Below are 18,103 nucleotides of genomic sequence, written 5' to 3' on the forward strand. Positions count from 1 at the left end.
TCGCCTGAACGAGACCACACTGTCTGACGCGCCCGAAGCCTGTGGTCTCGTTCACACCATGTGGTTTGCTGCACGGACGGGGCGGGCGCACGCAGGCAGCGACCCCGAGCGGGTCAGGGGGATCCCCGGTTTCCGGCGCGAATCCTTGACGCGGCGCTTCGGGGACCGCGAGGGTGAGCAGACATTCCCCTGATCCCACCCACCCCAGCCCCAGCTCCCCGAACGAGGTCTCCCGCATGGCCGTCTTCCGACGCGTGATCCTGCCTGTCTTCTGGCTCATCATCGGCGCGATCGTCGCCGTGGCGCTCGCCAAGCTCGCGTTCTTCCCCGACCGCGCCGAAGCTCCCGCGGTGGGCGCCGGCGCGGAGCCGACGGGAGCGCTCGCCGAGCCGCAGCTGCCGGTCGAGCGCGGCACGATCGTGAACGACCTCGAGCTTCCCGCGACGATCGCGAACGACCCCGCCGTGGCGGTGCAGGCGCACAAGGCCGGGACGGTGGTGGATGTCTTCTTCCGCAAGGGACAGCAGGTGAAGGCCGGCGCGATCGTCGCCAGCGTCCGCGAGCAGGTGCCGCAGGAGGACGGATCGACCACCGACCTGTGGAGCGAGATCATCGCGCCCGGCACGGGAACCCTGTCCGACCTCACCCTCGCGAGCGGTCAGGCCGTGGCGCCGGGAGACACGGTCGGGGCGATCGCGCCGGCGACCTTCCAGATCCAGGGCTCGATCCCGCCGGCGGATCGCTACCGCCTCACGACGGAGCCGAAGGAGGCGACCATCGAGATCACGGGCGGGCCCGCGCCGTTCACCTGCAAGGGTCTCGTGCTGGAGACGCCGCTCGCGGGGCTCGAGAGCGAGAGCGGCGAGGCCGCCGCGCCCGCGACGACCACGGTGCGCTGTCCCGTGCCCGACGACGTGCGGGTGTTCCCCGGACTGAGCGCCACGATCACCATCCCGGGCGGCGTGGCCGAGGACGTGCTCGTCGTGCCGATGACGGCGGTCCTCGGCACGGCGGAGTCCGGTGTCGTGTTCGTGCCCGGCCCCGACGGACTGCCGGAGGAGCGCGACGTCGTCCTCGGCCTGAACGACGGTTCGGTCGTCGAGGTGCGCGAGGGGCTTGAGGAGGGCGAGGCGATCTTCGAGTTCGTGCCCGTCTCCGAGCAGCCCGGCGAGGACGCCGACGCTCAGACGACCGCCGGGGCGGAGGGGTGAGCGCGCCGATCCTGCGGGCTCGCGGCATCACCCGCACGGTCGAGCTGCCCGACGCGGCGCCCCTGCACATCCTGCGCGGTGTGGATCTCGACGTCGCGGTCGGCGACCATCTGAGCGTCATGGGCCGGTCAGGATCCGGGAAGTCGACGCTGCTGAACATCCTCGGCCTGCTCGACGCCCCCACGGACGGCGAGCTCGAGTTCGACGGCGTGCCGCTGCAGCGCATGAGCGCCGGGAGGCGGGATCGCACGCGCGGCAGGAACGTGGGGTTCGTGTTCCAGCAGTTCAACCTGCTGCCCGGACGCACCGCGCTCGAGAACGTCGAGATGCCGCTGCTGTACGACAGCGGACGCGCGTTCTGGCGACGGCGTGCGATCGCGACGGACATGCTCGAGCGCGTGGGGCTCGGCGACAGGCTCGAGCAGATGCCCGAGCGGCTGTCGGGCGGCGAGCAGCAGCGCGTCGCGATCGCCCGCGCGCTCGTGCGCTCACCGCGGCTGATCCTCGCGGACGAGCCGACCGGCGCGCTCGACGTCGAGACCGGGGCCGTGATCATGGATCTCCTCGACGACATCGCCACGCAGGCGGGCGCCGCGCTCATCACGATCACCCACGACCCGCACGTCGCGGTGCGCGCACGGCGCGCCTACCGGCTCGCGGAAGGCGTCCTGCACGAGACCGTCCCTGTGCTCGAGGCGGACGCGATCGCGCGCACGGGAGGAGTGGCATGAGGCCGCTCACCGCGATCACCGGCGCGCTCACGGAGGCGTGGCAGGAGCTGCGTGTGCACCGGCTGCGCGTGCTGCTCAGCCTGATCGTCGTCGCGGTCTCCGTCGCCGCGTTCACGGGCGTCGTGGCCCTCGGGCAGATGATGGCGCAGGGCTTCCAGGAGCAGATGGAGCGCTCCGGCGGCAGGCCCGCCCTCGTCGGATTCTCGGCCTTCGAGGCCTCGAGCGACCCGGACGCGGTCCCGGAGCCGCCGGACGCGGACGTCGTGGACGCGGCGTTCTTCGCGACGACGGAGCGCTTCGGCGTCGACTGGGCCGCGCGTGTCGCGCAGGTCGACGCGGTCGTGCCGAGCGGGCCCTGGGTGAGCATGCAGGCGGTCGACCCGGACTACGGCGTCATGCGGCGCGTCCCCGTGCTCGAGGGGCGATGGTTCACGGATGCCGACGGCGACCGGCTCGTGCCCGCGGTCGTGATCAGCGAGAACTGGTGGAAGGCGCTGGGCGCTCCCGCGATGCAGGCTCATCCCACCGTGACGCTCACCCTCAGCTCCTGGAACGTCGACGGCACGCCGTCGGCGCGGGTGAACGCCGAGGCGGTCGTCGTCGGGGTGACCACGTCGACGGCGGGGCCGGACGGATACAGCGGCTACATCGTCTACGAGGACGCTGCAGGGATCGTCGGGCCGACGCTGAGCGCGAATACGTCGCGAGAGGCGTGGATCCCCGTCGAGGGCGCGGACGAGCTCATGGAGGCGATGAAGGTCTCGATGGCGGCGAGTCTTCCGCGCGGCATGGAGGCCGACGCGTACCGCAGCGACTTCCTGTTCCAGCAGGAGCAGGGCGGCTACGACCCGTTCGGTCCGATGTTCCTGATCCTCGGCGCGATCGCGGCGCTCATCCTGGCGCTCGGTGGGCTCAGCCTGCTCAACATCACGCTCGTCACGGTGCGGCACCGCATCCGGGAGATCGGCGTGCGACGCGGCTTCGGGGCGACCGGCACGCGGGTGTTCTTCTCCGTCATGCTCGAGAGCGTCGTCGCGACCGTCATCGCGGGCGGCGTCGGCATCGTGATCGCGATCCTCGTCCTGCGTATGCCGCTGCTGACGGACAACCTGTTCGCCGGTCTGCAGGAGCCGCCGGCGTTCCCCATGTCCGCGGCCGTGACCGGCCTGCTGGTCTCTGCGGTCGTCGGCGCCCTCGCGGGGCTGCTGCCCGCGCTCGTCGCCGTGCGGGTGCGCCCGATCGACGCCATCCGCTACTGACGCAGCCCGCAGGGGTCGTCTGATAGGCTTGATCGGCTCGAAAATCCGGGCACATCCCCTTTCGCACGATCCCTCGGGTGGGTAGACGTACGCCCGAACCGGATGGAAGGGGACTGTACGTCCGAGCGTCGCGATAGCCGCGGCCTCGTGAAAGGAAACCATGGTTACCAAGTCCCAGGACCGCCGCAAGGTCCGCCTGTCGCGCGCCCTCGGCGTCGCGCTGACCCCGAAGGCCGCGCGCTACCTCGAGAAGCGCCCTTACGGCCCCGGTCAGCACGGCCGCACGAAGCGCAAGACCGACAGCGACTACGCCGTCCGTCTGCGTGAGAAGCAGCGTCTGCGCGAGCAGTACGGCATCCGTGAGAAGCAGCTGCGCATCGCCTTCAACGAGGCTCGCCGCACCGAGGGCCTGACGGGTGAGAACCTCGTCGAGCTGCTCGAGATGCGTCTCGACGCCCTCGTGCTGCGTTCGGGCTTTGCCCGCACGACCGCGCAGGCCCGTCAGTTCGTCGTGCACCGTCACATCACGGTCGACGGCAAGATCGTCGACCGCCCGTCGTTCCGCGTGAAGCCGGGCCAGACGATTGAGGTCAAGGCGAAGAGCGAGGGCCTCGAGCCCTTCCAGGTCGCGGCTCTCGGCGGTCACGCCGAGGTGCTGCCCGCCGTGCCCGGCTACCTCGAGGTCGAGCTCGACAAGCTCCAGGCGAAGCTCGTGCGTCGTCCCAAGCGCGCCGAGGTGCCCGTCACGTGTGACGTGCAGCTCGTCGTCGAGTACTACGCCGCGCGCTGAGCGATCCCGCGCTGCGAGGGCGTCGAGGCTTCGGCCTCGGCGCCCTCCGTCGTTCCGCGCCCGGCGGCTTCGGCTGCCGCGCCCAGCGTCGGTCTACGATGGAACGGATGCCGCCACGCGCGGTCCGATCGGAGGATGGGTGACATGAAGAACCTGCTGGCGTTCCTGCTCGGCATCATCGCCGGCTTCGTCGCGGCGCACTTCCTCAACAGGGACCCGCGGGGCGCCGAGCTGCTCGCCGACATCGACGCGCGCATCGACGAGTTCACGGGCCGCATCGGCGAGGCGTACCGCCTCGAGGAGGCCCGCCGCTCGTCGGCGGACGACGCCCCCGCCGTCTGACCCCATCCGCTTCCCGGCCGTCACCCGAGACGGCCGCCCCCGCATGCTGTCGCGCTTCCTCCGGGAACCCGCCAGCAGATCGACCAAGGACGAATCACCCCACATGAAGACCGCGGAGATCGCGAAGCGCTACCTCGACTACTTCGAGAAGAACGACCACACGATCGTGCCGTCCGCGTCGCTCGTGAGCGACGACCCGTCGATCCTGTTCACGATCGCGGGCATGGTCCCGTTCATCCCGTACCTCACGGGCGTGGTGCCCGCGCCGTATCCGCGCGCCGCCGACGTGCAGAAGTGCATCCGCACGAACGACATCGAAGAGGTCGGCAAGACCGCCCGGCACGGCACGTTCTTCCAGATGCTCGGCAACTGGTCGTTCGGCGACTACTTCAAGGAGGGCGCGATCGCGTATGCGTGGGAGCTGCTGACCTCCTCGGAGGCGGACGGCGGCCTGGGCTTCGCGGAGAAGGACCTGTGGGTCACCGTCTACGAGACCGACGACGAGGCCGCCGAGCTGTGGCAGAGGATCGCGGGACTGCCCGCCGAGCGGATCCAGCGGCTCGGCCGCGAGGACAACTTCTGGACGACCGGCCAGCCCGGACCTGCGGGTCCCTGCTCGGAGATCTACTTCGACCGCGGCCCGGCGTACGGTCGCGAGGGCGGCCCCGTGGTCGACGACAACAGGTTCCTGGAGATCTGGAACCTCGTGTTCATGCAGAACGAGATCACGAACGTCCGGTCCAAGACCGAGTTCGACATCGTGGGCGACCTTCCCGCGAAGAACATCGACACCGGCATGGGACTCGAGCGCGTCGCGTTCCTCAAGCAGGGCGTCGAGAACATGTACGAGATCGACCAGGTGCGCCCCGTGCTCGACCGCGCGTCCGAGCTGTCGGGCCGCCGCTACGGCGCGGTGCACGAGGACGACGTGCGCTTCCGGATCATCGCGGACCACGTGCGGTCGTCGCTCATGCTGCTGTCCGACGGCGTGACGCCGTCGAACGAGGGTCGCGGCTACATCCTGCGCCGCCTGATGCGCCGCAGCGTGCGCGCCATGCGGCTGCTCGGCGTGGAGGAGGCCACGTTCCCCGTGCTCTTCGAGGCGTCGCGCGATGCGATGAAGGAGGCCTACCCGGTCGTCGATGCGGACTGGCAGCGGCTCTCGTCCTACGCGTTCGCGGAGGAGGAGACCTTCCTGCGCACGCTCTCGTCGGGATCCACGATCCTCGACACCGCGGTGCAGAAGACGAAGTCGGAGGGCGGCGCGACGCTCGGCGGCGACCAGGCCTTCCTGCTGCACGACACGTACGGCTTCCCGATCGACCTCACGCTCGAGATCGCCGAGGAGGCGGGCATCGGCGTCGACCGTGCCGGCTTCGACGCGCTGATGCAGGAGCAGAAGCAGCGCGCGAAGGCGGACGCGCGCTCGCGCAAGCGCGCGATTGCGGACGTCAGCGTCTACCGCGACTTCCGCGCGCTCGGCGAGACGGTGTTCACGGGCTTCACCGACCTGGAGACGGAGAGCCGGGTGCTGGGGGTGCTCGTGGACGGCCTCGCCACCGGCACCGCATCCGAGGGACAGATCGCCGAGGTCATCCTCGCCGAGACCGCGCTGTACGCCGAGTCGGGCGGCCAGGTGGCCGACAAGGGAACGATCGTCGGGCCGGGCTATGAGCTCGAGGTGCTCGACGTGCAGCGCCCTGTGCCCGGTCTGGTGAGCCACACCGTGCAGGTCACGCGTGGCGAGGTCGGCCAGGGGCAGCCCGCCACGACGATCGTCGACGCGGTCAACCGCCGGGCCGCGCAGCAGGCCCACTCGGCCACCCACCTCGTGCACGCGGCCCTGCGGGACACGCTCGGCAAGGGCGCGACCCAGGCAGGCTCGCTCAACCGAGCGGGCTATCTCCGCTTCGACTTCACCTGGGGTCAGGCGCTCAGCGCCGAGACCCGCTCCGAGATCGAGGAGATCGCCAACAACGCCGTGCGGGACAACCTCGAGGTCACGACGCGCGTGCTCTCGCTCGAGGACGCGAAGGCCGCCGGAGCCATGGCGCTGTTCGGCGAGAAGTACGGCGAGACCGTGCGAATGGTCGACATCGGCGGGCCGTGGTCGCGCGAGCTGTGCGGCGGCACGCACGTGTCCTCGAGCGCGGAGGTCGGGCTCGTGAGCCTGATCGGCGAGTCGTCGGTCGGCGCGTCGAACCGCCGGGTCGAGGCGCTCGTCGGCGTCGACGCGTTCCGCGAGCTCACCGCCGAGCGGGCGATCGTCGCCGAGCTGTCGGCGTCGCTGAAGGCGCCGAAGGACCAGCTCTCGGCGCGGATCGCCGAGCTCACCGCGAATCTCAAGGCCGCCGAGAAGAAGATCGCGGCGTTCGAGGCCCGCGCCCTCGCCGACCGTGTGCCGGCGCTCGCCCAGACCGCTCAGCGGACCGGATCTGTCAATCTCGTCGCCGAGAACGTCGGTGCGGTCGGTTCCGCCGACGACCTGCGCAGCCTCGCCACCTCCGTGCGGGAGCGCCTCGGCTCGGAGCCCGCCGTCGTCGCACTGACGGGGCGCGCGGGAGACAAGGTGCTGGCGATCGTCGCGACCAACGACGCGGCGCGCGCCGGGGGCGCGAAGGCCGGCGTGCTGATCAAGGCCGCGCTCGAGCCGCTCGGCGGCCGCGGCGGCGGACGCGACGACATGGCGCAGGGCGCCGGTGCGGACGCGTCAGGCGTCGTCGCCGCACTGGACGCCGTGCGCGCGCAGCTGCAGGGGTGATGAGCGGCTTCCGACGCGGCGTGCGTCTCGGCGTGGACGTGGGCAAGGCCCGCGTCGGCGTCGCCCGCTGCGACCCCGACGGCATGCTCGCCGTGCCCGTGGAGACCGTGCCGCGCGACGAGCGGTCGATCGCGCGACTCGTGGAGCTCGCGGCGGAGTACGAGCCGCTGGAGTTCGTCGTGGGACTGCCGCTCAACATGCGCGGCGAGGACACGCCCTCCACGGCGGACGCCCGCGAGTTCGCGGCCCGGCTCGCAGCAGCCCAGGCGGCTCCTGTCCGGCTCGTCGACGAGCGCCTGAGCACGGTGTCCGCGCATTCCGCTCTGCGCCAGTCCGGGCGTTCTCAGAGGGGTTCTCGTAGCATTGTGGATCAGGTCGCCGCGGTGGTGCTGCTGCAGCACGCCATCGACAGCGAGAAGCGCACCGGGGCGGCCGCCGGTATCCCGGCCGGCATACCCGAGGAGTAGACCCGACTCATGTCCGACCCGACTCGCGATGGCAAGCCGCTGACCCGACGTCAAGCACGGCAGGCCTCTCGCGCTCCGCAGGACCCGAACCCGCCCGCCGCCGCGGAGGAGGGCCCCGCGGACGCCGCCGGCCCCGTTCCGGCCAGCCGCTCGCTTCCCTGGGACCAGGAGCTGTTCCGCGGCCCGTCCGGCGGCTCCGAGGCCACGATCGCTCCGCCCCCCGCCGCCCGTCGCGGCACGGCGCCGGCGACGCTCGCGGAAACCGCCACGCGCGCGGCCGACGAGCCCGACGCCGCGGATTCCGAGCCCGCCTCGCTCGATGACCTTTTCGTGCCGGAGAACACCGTCGACGCGAAGCCGCGCCGGGGCGGCCGCGGCTGCCTTGTGACCCTGGTGATCCTGCTGGCGATCCTCGGCGGCATCGTCGCCGGCGGCTTCTACCTCTGGAACACGTATGGCCCGGCGATCCAGGAGCGCTTCGGCTGGGACGGCCCGAGCGACTACGAGGAGGGCCAGGCGACCGGCGAGGCGACCATCACGATCGAGGAGGGCGACGGCGGCGAGGCGATCTCGCAGAAGCTCTACGAGGCCGGCGTCACGCTCAAGCCGGACTCGTTCTACGATCACCTCATCGCGGCCGAGGCGATCCCGCTGTTCTATCCGGGCGTGTACCAGCTGCAGCAGAAGATGACGTCCGCGGCGGCACTGGCGGCGATCGAGGATCCCGCCAACCGCCTGGAGAACGCCGTCGCGCTGCAGGAGGGGCTCACGGTCGAGGCGACGCTCGAGGCGGCATCGGCCGGACTCGACATGCCGCTGGAGGAGCTGCAGGCAGCGGCCTCCGACCCGTCCGCTTTCGGCGTCGAGGGCGACAGCCTGGAAGGCTGGCTGTTCCCCGCCAACTACACGTTCGATCCGGGCGTCACGGCCGAGGACGCGATCCGCGCCATGGTCGACCGCACGCGCGAGTCGCTCTCGGCCGCGGGGGTGCCCGAGGGGCAGGAGCACGAGATCCTGACGATCGCCTCGATCATCCAGCGCGAGGCGCGCTTCCAGGACGACTTCTACAAGGTCTCCCGCGTGATCCAGAACCGTCTCGACCCCGCCATCTCGGACACGGGCGGCCTGCTGCAGATGGACTCGACCGCGCAGTACGGCTACGGCGAGATGCACGACGGCACCGTCAGCAGCTCCGAGGAGGCGCTGCAGGACGACAACCCGTGGAACACCTACGTGCACACCGGCCTGCCCGCCGGCCCGATCTCCAACCCCGGCGATGTCGCGATCGACGCCGCGCTCAAGCCGGCCGAGGGGCCGTGGCAGTACTTCGTGACCGTAAATCTCGACACCGGTGAGACGGTGTTCAGCGAGACCCTCGGCGAGCACGAGCGGGCCATCTCCCAGTGGCACGAGTGGTGCGAGGCGAACCCGGACTCCGGCTGCTGACGTGCCGGCCGCACACCGTCTGGCGGTCTGGGGCGACCCGATCGCGCACAGCCGGTCGCCTCAGCTGCACGGCGCCGCGTATGCGATGCTCGGCCTCGACTGGACGTTCGGGCGCGTGCGCGTGGCGGAGGCCGTGTTCGACGACATGCTGGCGACGCTCGACGCCGAGTGGCGTGGCCTCGCGGTGACCATGCCGCTCAAGGAGCGGGCGTGGCGCGCGAGCGCGTGGCACGATCGCCGCGCCGAGCTGACCGGCGCCGTCAACACGCTGCTGCTGCCCGGCGCCGACGTGCGGCGTCCGGAGGGTGCACCCGCCGGCGCGCCCATCGGCTTCAACACCGACGTGGGGGGCATCGTCGCGGCGCTCGCGGACGAGGGGATCACCGCGGTCGACGAGGTGCGGATCATCGGCGCGGGTGCCACATCGGCCTCCGCCCTCGTCGCCGCAGGAGAGATCGGCGCGCGGCGGGCGAGCATCGTCGCGCGACGTCCGGAGCGTGCCCTGCCGCTGGTGGCGCTGGCCGAGCGGCTGGGGATCGACGCGTCGGTCGAGCCGTTCGGCATGGTGCACGCGCCCGTCGACCTGACGGTGTGCTCCCTGCCGGGCGGCACGATCCTGCCCGAGGCGCACGCCGACGCCCTCGCGGCCGCCGGAGGGGCCCTGTTCGACGTCGCCTATCACCCGTGGCCGTCGCACCTGGCAAGCCGCTGGAGCGGACGGGCGATCCCCGGACTCGGCATGCTGCTGCACCAGGCGGTGCTGCAGGTGCGGGTCTTCACGAGCGGGAGCGTCGAGACCCCGCTCGCGTCCGAGGATGACGTGCGCGCCGCGATGCGCGCCGCGCTCGTGGGAGACTAGGGGCATGCTCCGCGTGCTCACGGCCGGCGAATCGCACGGCCCCGAACTCATCGCCGTGATGGAGGGCCTGCCCTCCGGCGTGCCCCTTCTCGCCGAGGACATCCAGGCGGACCTCCAGCGCCGCAAGCTCGGCTATGGACGCGGATCGCGCATGAAGTTCGAGCAGGACGAGCTCACGATCTCGGGCGGCGTGCGTCACGGGCTCACGCTGGGCAGCCCGATCGCGCTGCGCATCGGCAACACCGAGTGGCCGAAGTGGACCGAGGTCATGAGCGCCGCGCCTGTCGAGCTGACCGAGAAGTCGCGGGGCCGCGGTGCGCCCCTCACCCGCCCGCGTCCCGGTCACGCCGATCTGGTCGGCATGCAGAAGTACGACTTCGACGAGGCCCGTCCGATCCTGGAGCGCGCGAGCGCCCGTGAGACGGCCGCACGCGTCGCTCTGGGTGCCGTCGCGCGCGCCTTCCTCGCGCAGCTCGGCATCGGGCTCGTGAGCCACACGCTGTCGATCGGTCCCGTCCGTGTGCCGGACGACGCCCCGCTGCCGACCCCCGGCGATGTCGCCGCGCTGGACGCGGATCCGCTGCGCTGCTTCCACGCGGCGACGTCGGAGCGGATGGTCGCCGAGGTCGACGACACGCGCAAGGCGGGCGACACGGTCGGCGGCATCGTCGAGGTGCTCGCCTACGGGCTGCCGCCGGGGCTCGGCTCTCACGTGCACTGGGACCGTCGGCTCGACGGCAAGCTCGCACAGGCGCTCATGAGCATCCAGGCCATCAAGGGCGTCGAGGTCGGCGACGGCTTCGAGACGACGCGTCGCCGCGGGTCCGCCGCGCACGACGAGCTGTACGTCACGCCGGACGGCATCGCGCGCGGCACCGACCGTGCGGGCGGCACCGAGGGCGGCATGTCCACCGGCACCGTGCTGCGCGTGCGGGCGGGAATGAAGCCCATCGCGACCGTGCCCCACGCCCTGCGCACGGTCGACGTCGCCACGGGGGAGACCGCCGCCGCGCATCACCAGCGCTCCGATGTGTGCGCCGTGCCCGCCGCCGGCGTGGTCGCCGAGGCGATGGTCGCCATCACGCTCGCGGACGTCGTGCTCGAGAAGTTCGGCGGCGACTCGGTGCGCGAGACGCGCCGCAACCTCGAGGCATACCGGGAAGGGATCGCCGACGAGCTGCGGACGTCCTCGGATCCCGCGACGCTCGCGCATGACCTCGCCCTCTGACGTGCAGCCCGCCGCCGCGCCGCCGGGACGCGGAGGCGAGAAGGCCGTGGTGCTCGTCGGGCCGATGGGTGCAGGCAAGACCAGCATCGGACGCAAGCTCGCCAAGGCCCTCGCCGCGACATTCCGCGACACGGACGCGATCGTCGTGCGCGAGCACGGTCCGATCCCCGAGCTGTTCCGTACGCGCGGCGAGCAGACGTTCCGCGAGCTCGAGCGCCGCGCGGTCGTCGAGGCCCTCGCCGCCGGCGGCGTCGTCTCCCTGGGCGGCGGCGCGGTGCTCGATGCGCGGACGCGAGAAGACCTCCGGGAGCACCGGGTGGTGTTCCTGACCGTGGCGCTCCCTGCGGTGCGTGGGCGTATCGCGGGGGCGAACCGCCCGCTGCTCGAGGGGGCCGACCCCGTCGCGGAGTGGCGACGGATCTTCGACGAGCGCCGGCCGCTGTACGAGGAGGTCGCGGGCCTCGAGATCGACACGTCGACGGGGCCCATCTCGGGCGTCGTCGCCCGCATCGCGGACTGGGTGGGACAGAGCGCCGAGGAGGGCTCCAGATGAGTGACACGACGGTGATCCCTGTCGGCACCGAGTACGACATCACGATCGGGCACGGGCTGCTCGCCGACGTCTCGGCCGCGCTCCCGCCCGCGGCCCGCAAGGTACTCGTCGTGCACCCGCCGACGCTGGCGGCACAGGCGGCCGAGCTGCGGGAGCGGCTGCTCGCGGACGGCGGGCGCGAGGTGCTGCTCGCCGAGATCCCGGACGCCGAGGCGGGCAAGCGCATCGAGGTCGCCGCATTCTGCTGGCAGATCATGGGGCAGGCGGACTTCACGCGCACGGACGCGGTCGTGGGCTTCGGCGGCGGCGCGGTGACGGACCTCGCCGGCTTCGTCGCGGCCACCTGGCTGCGCGGCGTCGAGATCGTGCAGGTGCCGACGACGGTGCTCGGCATGGTGGATGCGGCCGTCGGCGGCAAGACGGGGGTCAACACCGCCGAGGGGAAGAACCTCGTCGGCGCCTTCTGGGCGCCCCGGGCGGTGATCTGCGACCTCGACCTGCTCGCGACGCTGTCCGAGAACGAGGTGCTCGCGGGCTTCGCGGAGGTCGTGAAGGCGGGATTCATCCGCTACACCGAGATCCTCGATCTGATCGAGGCGGACCCGGCGCGGGTCGTCGACGTCACCTCGCCCGAGTTCCGTCGCTGCGTCGAGCTGGCGATCCGGATGAAGGCGGATGTCGTCAGCGCCGACTTCCGAGAGGCGGGGGAGCGGGAGATCCTGAATTACGGCCACACGCTCGGGCACGCGATCGAGCACGCCGAGCGGTACCGCTGGCGCCACGGCGCCGCCGTCTCGGTGGGGATGATGTACGCGGCCGAGCTGTCGCGGCTGGCCGGACGGCTTTCGGACGATGCCGTCGACCGCCACCGCCGCGTGCTCGAGATGCTCGGGCTGCCGACCACCTACCGCGCGGGCGCGTGGGCGACGCTGCTGGCGACGATGAAGCGCGACAAGAAGAGCCGGGGCGACATGCTGCGCTTCATCGTGCTCGATGACCTCGCCAAGCCCACTGTGCTGCAGGCGCCGGACGAGTCGCTGCTGTTCGCGGCGTACCAGGAGATCGGCGCCGAGGACGAGGGACGGATCATCCGCACCGGTCGCTGACGACGCGAAGACGCCCGGCGAGTTGCTCGCCGGGCGTCTTCATCTCTGCGGTCAGGCGCCGGCCAGCACCTTCGCATCGGCACGGTGGCCGAGCTGCTCGGTCGGCACGTCGCGCGTCTCGCGCGCGGTGAGCGCGCTGACCGCGGCCACGATCGCCACCACGGCGGTGAACACGCTGATGACGACCCACCCGCCGTCCGCGACGCCACCGAGCGCGGTCACGATCGTCGGCGCGAAGCCGGCCATCAGGAAGCCGAGCTGCGTGCCGATCGCCATGCCGGAGAACCGCACGCGCGTCGAGAACATCTCCCCGTAGAACGAGGGCCATACGGCGTTGGCCGCCGCGTACCCGAACGAGAACGTCAGGATCGCCAGGGTGAAGATCAGCAGCGTGGCGCCGCTGCTCATGGACAGCATGTAGAACGGCATGAGCGCGGCGGACGCCAGGGCGCCGTACACGTACACCGGCTTTCGGCCGATGCGGTCGGCCAGCCGGCCGAAGAGCGGCTGCGTGCCGAGGGCGACGATGTTCGCCACCACCACGAGCCACAGCGTGAGGCTCTCGGCGAGACCGACCTCCTTGCCGTACGCGAGCGCGAGGTTGCCGAACACGGTCGAGACCGCCGCGATCGTGGCACACAGCACGACGCGCAGGACATCGCGCCAGTGGTCGCGCACCAGCGGCACGAGAGGCAGTCGCGCGATCTGGCCCCGGGCCTTGGCATCCTCGAACGCCGGTGTCTCGTGCAGCGAGCGGCGGATGATGTAGGCCACGATCACGACGATCGCACTGAGCCAGAACGGGACGCGCCAGCCCCACGAGTACTTGATGTCGTCGGGCAGCGCGACGACCGGGATGAAGATCAGCGCCGCGAGGATCTGCCCGCCCTGCGTCCCGGTCAGCGTCCAGGACGTGAAGAACGCGCGCCGGTCGTCCGGTGTGTGCTCGAGCGTGAGCGACGATGCGCCGGCCTGCTCGCCGGCGGCCGACAGGCCCTGCATCAGGCGGCACAGCACGAGCAGGGCGGGCGCCAGCCACCCGACCTGCTCGAAGCTCGGCAGGCATCCGATGATGAACGTGGACACGCCCATCAGCACCAGCGTGAACAGGAGCACCTTCTGCCGCCCGATCCGGTCCCCGAAGTGCCCGAGGAAGATCGCGCCCACGGGGCGGGCGACGTAGGCGAAGGCGAACGTCGCAAACGACATCACGAGCGCCGCGTTGTCCGCGGACGGGAAGAACACGTGCGGGAAGATCAGGGCCGCGGCGGATCCGAACACGAAGAAGTCGTAGTACTCGACGGCGCTGCCCATGAAGCTGGCAACGGCCGCCCTCACGGGTGTCTTCCGCGTCGTTGCGGTGTCGGTCATCGGGTTGTGCTCCATTCAGACGAGGATCTCGCGCGGGCGCACGAGATCGTGGAAGTGGCGGTTCATGCGGTCGGAATCGGGTCGGGTGCCCGTGATCAGTTCGAACGCGTCGACGGCCTGGCCGACGGCCATGCGGCCGCCGTCGAGGGTGGGGCAGCCGGCCGCGCGCGCGGCGGCGAGCAGCTCGGTCACGAGCGGCCGGTAGACGATGTCGGCGACCCACAGGTCTGGTCGCAGCAGCGCGGCGTCGAAGGGCATGCCGGGGTGCTCGGCCATGCCCGTCGGGGTGCAGTGCACGACGCCGTCGGCGCCCGCGAGCAGCTCCGCGAGCTGCGAGGGCCCTGCGGCGACGGCGTCCGTCCCGCGGCGCTCGCGCAGATCGCGAGCCAGCGCATCGGCGCGCGCGGCATCGAGGTCGACGATCGTGAGGCGGGCGGTGCCGAGCCGGGCGAGGGCGTCGGCCACGGCGACGCCCGCGCCGCCGGCGCCCAGCTGCACGACGTCGCCGCGAGGGGCGTCGGGCATGCCCGCGGTGAACGCGCGCTCGAAGCCCGTGGTGTCCGTGTTCCACCCGCGTCGGCCCTCGGGGCCGAGCAGCACCGTGTTGACGGCGCCGAGCGCCTGCGCCACGGGGTCGATCTCATCCAGGTGGGGCATCACGGCCTGTTTGCACGGGTGCGTGATGTTCAGGGCGTCGAAGCCGAGTCGCTCCGCCCACGTGAGGACATCGCCGATCCGGTCGGCGCCCAGATCGAGCGTGGTGAGGTCGATGGGGCGATAGACATACGGGATGCCGAGCGCCGCCGCCTCCGCCATGTGCATCGGCGGCGTGAGCGACGGGGTGACCCCTGAACCCACCAGACCGACGAGGTACGCGTGCGCGCTGTCCACTCGAGCTCCTTCGCTGAGCGCTCAGCCGTGAGCGCCGTGTCTGTACTATCCGGTACGTACGGAGTGAATCACGCCGGCCGGGTGATGTCAACGTCCGTGGCACGCGGCAGAACGCGGCAATGAACCGCGTGGTACATTTTCGCGGATGAAGACGTCGATCGCGACCGTGTGCCTGAGCGGCACGCTGGCCCAGAAGCTGCACGCGTGCGCCGCCGCGGGGTTCGACGGCGTCGAGATCTTCGAGCCCGACCTCGTCGCCGCTCCCGAGAGTCCGGAGGAGATCCGCGCGCTCGCGGCGCGTCTCGGGCTCTCGCTCGATCTGTACCAGCCGCTGCGCGACGCCGAGGGCGTGAGCGAGGAGGTCTTCGCCGACGTGCTGCGTCGCGCCGAGGCGAAGTTCGCGCTCATGAAGCGCCTGGGCATGGATCTCGTGCTGTGCTGCAGCAACGTCGCGACAGCCACGATCGACGACGACGAGGTGAGCGCAGGCCAGCTGCGCCGGCTCGGCGACCTCGCACAGCGCTACGACGTGCGCATCGCGTACGAGGCCCTGGCCTGGGGGCGCTTCGTCGACGACTACCGGCGCGCCTGGCGCATCGTCCAGCTCGCCGACCACCCCGCGGTCGGCGTGTGCCTCGACTCGTTCCACGTGCTCTCGCGCGGGCACGATCCCGCCGCGATCGAGGACATCCCCGGGGAGCGGATCTTCTTCCTCCAGCTCGCGGACGCGCCGGCGCTCGAGATGGACGTGCTGTCGTGGAGCCGGCACCACCGCCTGTTCCCCGGCGAGGGCGATTTCGACCTGCACGCGTTCGTCGGCCACGTGCTGCGCGCGGGCTACAGCGGGCCGATCTCGCTGGAGGTGTTCAACGACACCTTCCGGCAGACCGAGGCACGCCAGACAGCCGTGCACGCGCGTCGCTCGCTGCGCTGGCTGGAGGACGCGCTCGCGGGCGATCCGCCGCACCGCACCGACCTCTCCCGGCTCACCCCCGCGGCGGCTCCGCGCGGGTTCGACTTCGTCGAGATCAAGGCCGAGGACACGTCGCACATTGAGGCCCTGCTGCAGGCGGCGGGATTCTCGCGCCGGGGTCGTCATCGCACGAAGCCCGTGACGCTGTGGAGCTCTGGCGAGGCCCGCGTGATCCTGAACGAGCAGCACGCGCGCGACCTGCAGCCGCACATCGCCGCGGTGGGCTTCGCAGTCGCCGACACGGACGCGCAGACGGCAAGGGCGCGCGAGCTGCGCACGCCCTTCGCGTATCGGCGCACGCACGCCACCGAGGAGGCGCTGGTCGCCGTCACGGCGCCCGACGGGTCCGAGGTGTACTGGTACGCCGCATCGGAGGGCGAGCCCGCCTGGGTGTCGGAGTTCGTCGACGGCGAGAGACGCGGTGGCGGGCCGGTCAGCGGCATCGACCACGTCAGCCTGACGCAGCCGTGGCAGGTGATCGACGAGAGCGTCCTGTTCTATCGCTCGGTGCTGTCGCTCGAGACCGCCGGCGGCACGGATGTCGCGAGCCCGCGCGGCCTCGTGCAGTCGCGGGTGCTGCAGACACCGGACCGGGCGATCCGGATGCCGCTCAACGTGTCGCCGCCGATCGTCGCCGAGCGCGGACCGGGCGCCGGGCTCTCGCAGCACGTCGCCTTCCGCTGCAGCGACGTCGTCGCGCTCGCGCGGGAGGGGCGCGCGCGCGGCCTGGACATCCTGCCGATCCCCGACAACTACTACGACGACCTCACGGCGCGCTTCGGTCTGCCGGGAGACCTTCTCGCTGAGCTGCGCGCTCTCGATCTGCTGTACGACCGCGACGCGACGGGCGAGTACCTGCACTTCTACGCGTCGGCTCCCGGTCGCGTGTTCTGGGAGTTCGTCGAGCGGCGCGAGGGCTACGACGGCTTCGGCGCCATGAACGCCCCCGTGCGTCTTGCGGCGCAGGACCCCGGCGGCCGCTGACGGGCCGCGCAGGAGCGACCCGGTAGAATCGGCTTTCGGTCGCATCCGGCCGCATCCCTCAGGACGAACGGAAACTCCACACTCATGGCATCCACCGCAGACATCAAGAACGGCGTCGTGCTCAGCATCGACGGGCAGCTCTGGAGCGTCGTGGAGTTCCAGCACGTCAAGCCCGGCAAGGGCGGCGCGTTCGTCCGCACGAAGCTCAAGAACGTCGTGACCGGCAAGGTCGTCGACAGGACGTTCAACGCGGGTGCCAAGGTCGACATCCAGAACGTGGACCGCCGCGACTACACCTACCTCTACAACGACGGCGACAACTTCGTGTTCATGGACGCGAAGGACTACGACCAGATCAACGTCGCCGCCGCGACGGTCGGCGACGCGTCGAAGTTCCTGCTCGAGAACCAGGAGGTGACAATCGCGCTGCACGACGGCACGCCGCTGTACGTCGACCTGCCCGCCTCGGTCATCCTCGAGATCACGTACACCGAGCCGGGTCTGCAGGGCGATCGCTCGTCGGCCGGCACCAAGCCCGCCACGGTCGAGACCGGCGCCGAGATCCAGGTGCCGCTGTTCCTCGAGACGGGCACGCGCGTCAAGGTCGACACCCGCACGGGCGAGTACCTCGGCCGCGAGAAGTGAGCGCGTGAGCGCCCGCACCAAGGCGCGCAAGCGCGCCCTCGACATCCTGTTCTCCGCCGACGTGCGAGGGGACGACATCGCCGTCGCGCTGGCCGCAGAGGCCAAGCGCGCCGCCTCCGAGCCCGCGCGTCAGGCGTCCTGGCTCTACGCGCGCGAGATCGTCGACGGCGTGATCGACGCGGCCGCGGAGATCGACGAGCAGATCACGACCCACAGTCGCGACTGGAAGATCGACCGCATGCCCGCGGTCGATCGGGCCCTGCTGCGCATCGCGACGTGGGAGATCCTGCACAACCCCGACGTGCCGACGGCGGTGGCGATCGACGAGGCGGTGGAGCTCGCCAAGGAGTTCTCGACCGACGACTCCGGCGCGTTCGTCCACGGCGTCCTGGCCCGTATCGCCCGCTCGAGCTGAGCGAGCCCGGCTTCCGCTGAACTAGACTGATCACGACCTGCACCTTTAACACCGTCCTGTGAGGCGGAGAA

17 protein-coding genes are annotated in these 18,103 nt (G+C 71.3%); 15 read left to right on the forward strand and 2 right to left on the reverse strand.

Annotated features, from left to right (window positions below; translation table 11 throughout):
* The first annotated feature begins 236 nt into the window (after positions 1-236).
* The 12 genes from RIF89_RS00755 to aroB all read left to right on the forward strand — a co-directional run bounded on the left by RIF89_RS00755 (position 237) and on the right by aroB (position 12,753).
* Positions 237-1,211 carry a hypothetical protein gene (locus RIF89_RS00755; RefSeq protein ID WP_309067278.1) on the forward strand — a complete coding sequence of 325 codons (975 nt, stop codon included), beginning with the start codon at positions 237-239 and terminating at the stop codon, positions 1,209-1,211.
* Positions 1,208-1,942: an ABC transporter ATP-binding protein gene (locus RIF89_RS00760; RefSeq protein WP_309067279.1), complete on the forward strand. Its 735-nt coding sequence runs from the start codon at positions 1,208-1,210 to the stop codon at positions 1,940-1,942. The genes RIF89_RS00755 and RIF89_RS00760 overlap by 4 nt, the downstream gene beginning before the upstream one ends.
* Positions 1,939-3,201: an ABC transporter permease gene (locus RIF89_RS00765; protein ID WP_309067280.1), complete on the forward strand. Its 1,263-nt coding sequence runs from the start codon at positions 1,939-1,941 to the stop codon at positions 3,199-3,201. The genes RIF89_RS00760 and RIF89_RS00765 overlap by 4 nt, the downstream gene beginning before the upstream one ends.
* 160 nt (positions 3,202-3,361) lie before the next feature.
* Positions 3,362-3,991: a 30S ribosomal protein S4 gene (rpsD, locus tag RIF89_RS00770; protein ID WP_309067281.1), complete on the forward strand. Its 630-nt coding sequence runs from the start codon at positions 3,362-3,364 to the stop codon at positions 3,989-3,991.
* A 144-nt stretch (positions 3,992-4,135) separates the two neighbouring features.
* Complete coding sequence (locus RIF89_RS00775; RefSeq protein WP_309067282.1) at positions 4,136-4,333, forward strand: hypothetical protein; 198 nt, start codon at positions 4,136-4,138, stop codon at positions 4,331-4,333.
* A 103-nt stretch (positions 4,334-4,436) separates the two neighbouring features.
* Entirely contained in the window at positions 4,437-7,094 is a 2,658-nt protein-coding gene (gene alaS, locus RIF89_RS00780) for an alanine--tRNA ligase (RefSeq protein WP_309067283.1), read from the forward strand.
* On the forward strand, positions 7,094-7,561 hold the full coding sequence (gene ruvX / locus RIF89_RS00785; protein ID WP_309067284.1) for a Holliday junction resolvase RuvX: 468 nt from the start codon (positions 7,094-7,096) through the stop codon (positions 7,559-7,561). Before alaS ends, ruvX begins: the two co-directional genes overlap by 1 nt.
* 9 nt (positions 7,562-7,570) lie before the next feature.
* Positions 7,571-9,007, forward strand: coding sequence for an endolytic transglycosylase MltG (gene mltG / locus RIF89_RS00790; RefSeq protein WP_309067285.1), 1,437 nt, complete (start codon positions 7,571-7,573; stop codon positions 9,005-9,007).
* 1 nt (position 9,008) lies between these two features.
* A complete protein-coding gene (locus RIF89_RS00795) occupies positions 9,009-9,866 on the forward strand; it encodes a shikimate dehydrogenase (protein WP_309067286.1) in 858 nt (285 codons plus the stop codon).
* 4 nt (positions 9,867-9,870) lie between these two features.
* Entirely contained in the window at positions 9,871-11,094 is a 1,224-nt protein-coding gene (gene aroC, locus RIF89_RS00800; protein WP_309067287.1) for a chorismate synthase, read from the forward strand.
* Entirely contained in the window at positions 11,078-11,647 is a 570-nt protein-coding gene (locus RIF89_RS00805) for a shikimate kinase (protein ID WP_309067288.1), read from the forward strand. The genes aroC and RIF89_RS00805 overlap by 17 nt, the downstream gene beginning before the upstream one ends.
* Positions 11,644-12,753 (forward strand): 3-dehydroquinate synthase, encoded by a 1,110-nt coding sequence (gene aroB, locus RIF89_RS00810; protein WP_309067289.1) that lies wholly within the window; start codon positions 11,644-11,646, stop codon positions 12,751-12,753. Before RIF89_RS00805 ends, aroB begins: the two co-directional genes overlap by 4 nt.
* 51 nt (positions 12,754-12,804) lie before the next feature.
* Here aroB and RIF89_RS00815 read toward each other — a convergent pair whose 3' ends face one another.
* Both RIF89_RS00815 and RIF89_RS00820 read right to left on the reverse strand, forming a co-directional pair.
* Complete coding sequence (locus RIF89_RS00815; RefSeq protein WP_309067290.1) at positions 12,805-14,124, reverse strand: MFS transporter; 1,320 nt, start codon at positions 14,122-14,124, stop codon at positions 12,805-12,807.
* Positions 14,125-14,139: 15 nt separating this feature from the next.
* Positions 14,140-15,015, reverse strand: coding sequence for a shikimate dehydrogenase (locus RIF89_RS00820; RefSeq protein ID WP_309067291.1), 876 nt, complete (start codon positions 15,013-15,015; stop codon positions 14,140-14,142).
* Positions 15,016-15,160: 145 nt separating this feature from the next.
* Here RIF89_RS00820 and RIF89_RS00825 point away from each other — a divergent pair, with 145 nt between their 5' ends.
* From RIF89_RS00825 to nusB, 3 genes are all read left to right on the forward strand, one after another.
* Entirely contained in the window at positions 15,161-16,972 is a 1,812-nt protein-coding gene (locus RIF89_RS00825; RefSeq protein WP_309067292.1) for a TIM barrel protein, read from the forward strand.
* An 84-nt stretch (positions 16,973-17,056) separates the two neighbouring features.
* Positions 17,057-17,617, forward strand: a complete 561-nt coding sequence (gene efp / locus RIF89_RS00830) for an elongation factor P (protein WP_309067293.1) — start codon at positions 17,057-17,059, stop codon at positions 17,615-17,617.
* Positions 17,618-17,621: 4 nt separating this feature from the next.
* Positions 17,622-18,032 carry a transcription antitermination factor NusB gene (gene nusB / locus RIF89_RS00835; protein ID WP_309067294.1) on the forward strand — a complete coding sequence of 137 codons (411 nt, stop codon included), beginning with the start codon at positions 17,622-17,624 and terminating at the stop codon, positions 18,030-18,032.
* The last annotated feature ends 71 nt before the right edge of the window (positions 18,033-18,103 follow it).

The sequence above is a fragment of the Microbacterium sp. genome (genome assembly GCF_031178525.1).
Taxonomy (GTDB): domain Bacteria; phylum Actinomycetota; class Actinomycetes; order Actinomycetales; family Microbacteriaceae; genus Microbacterium.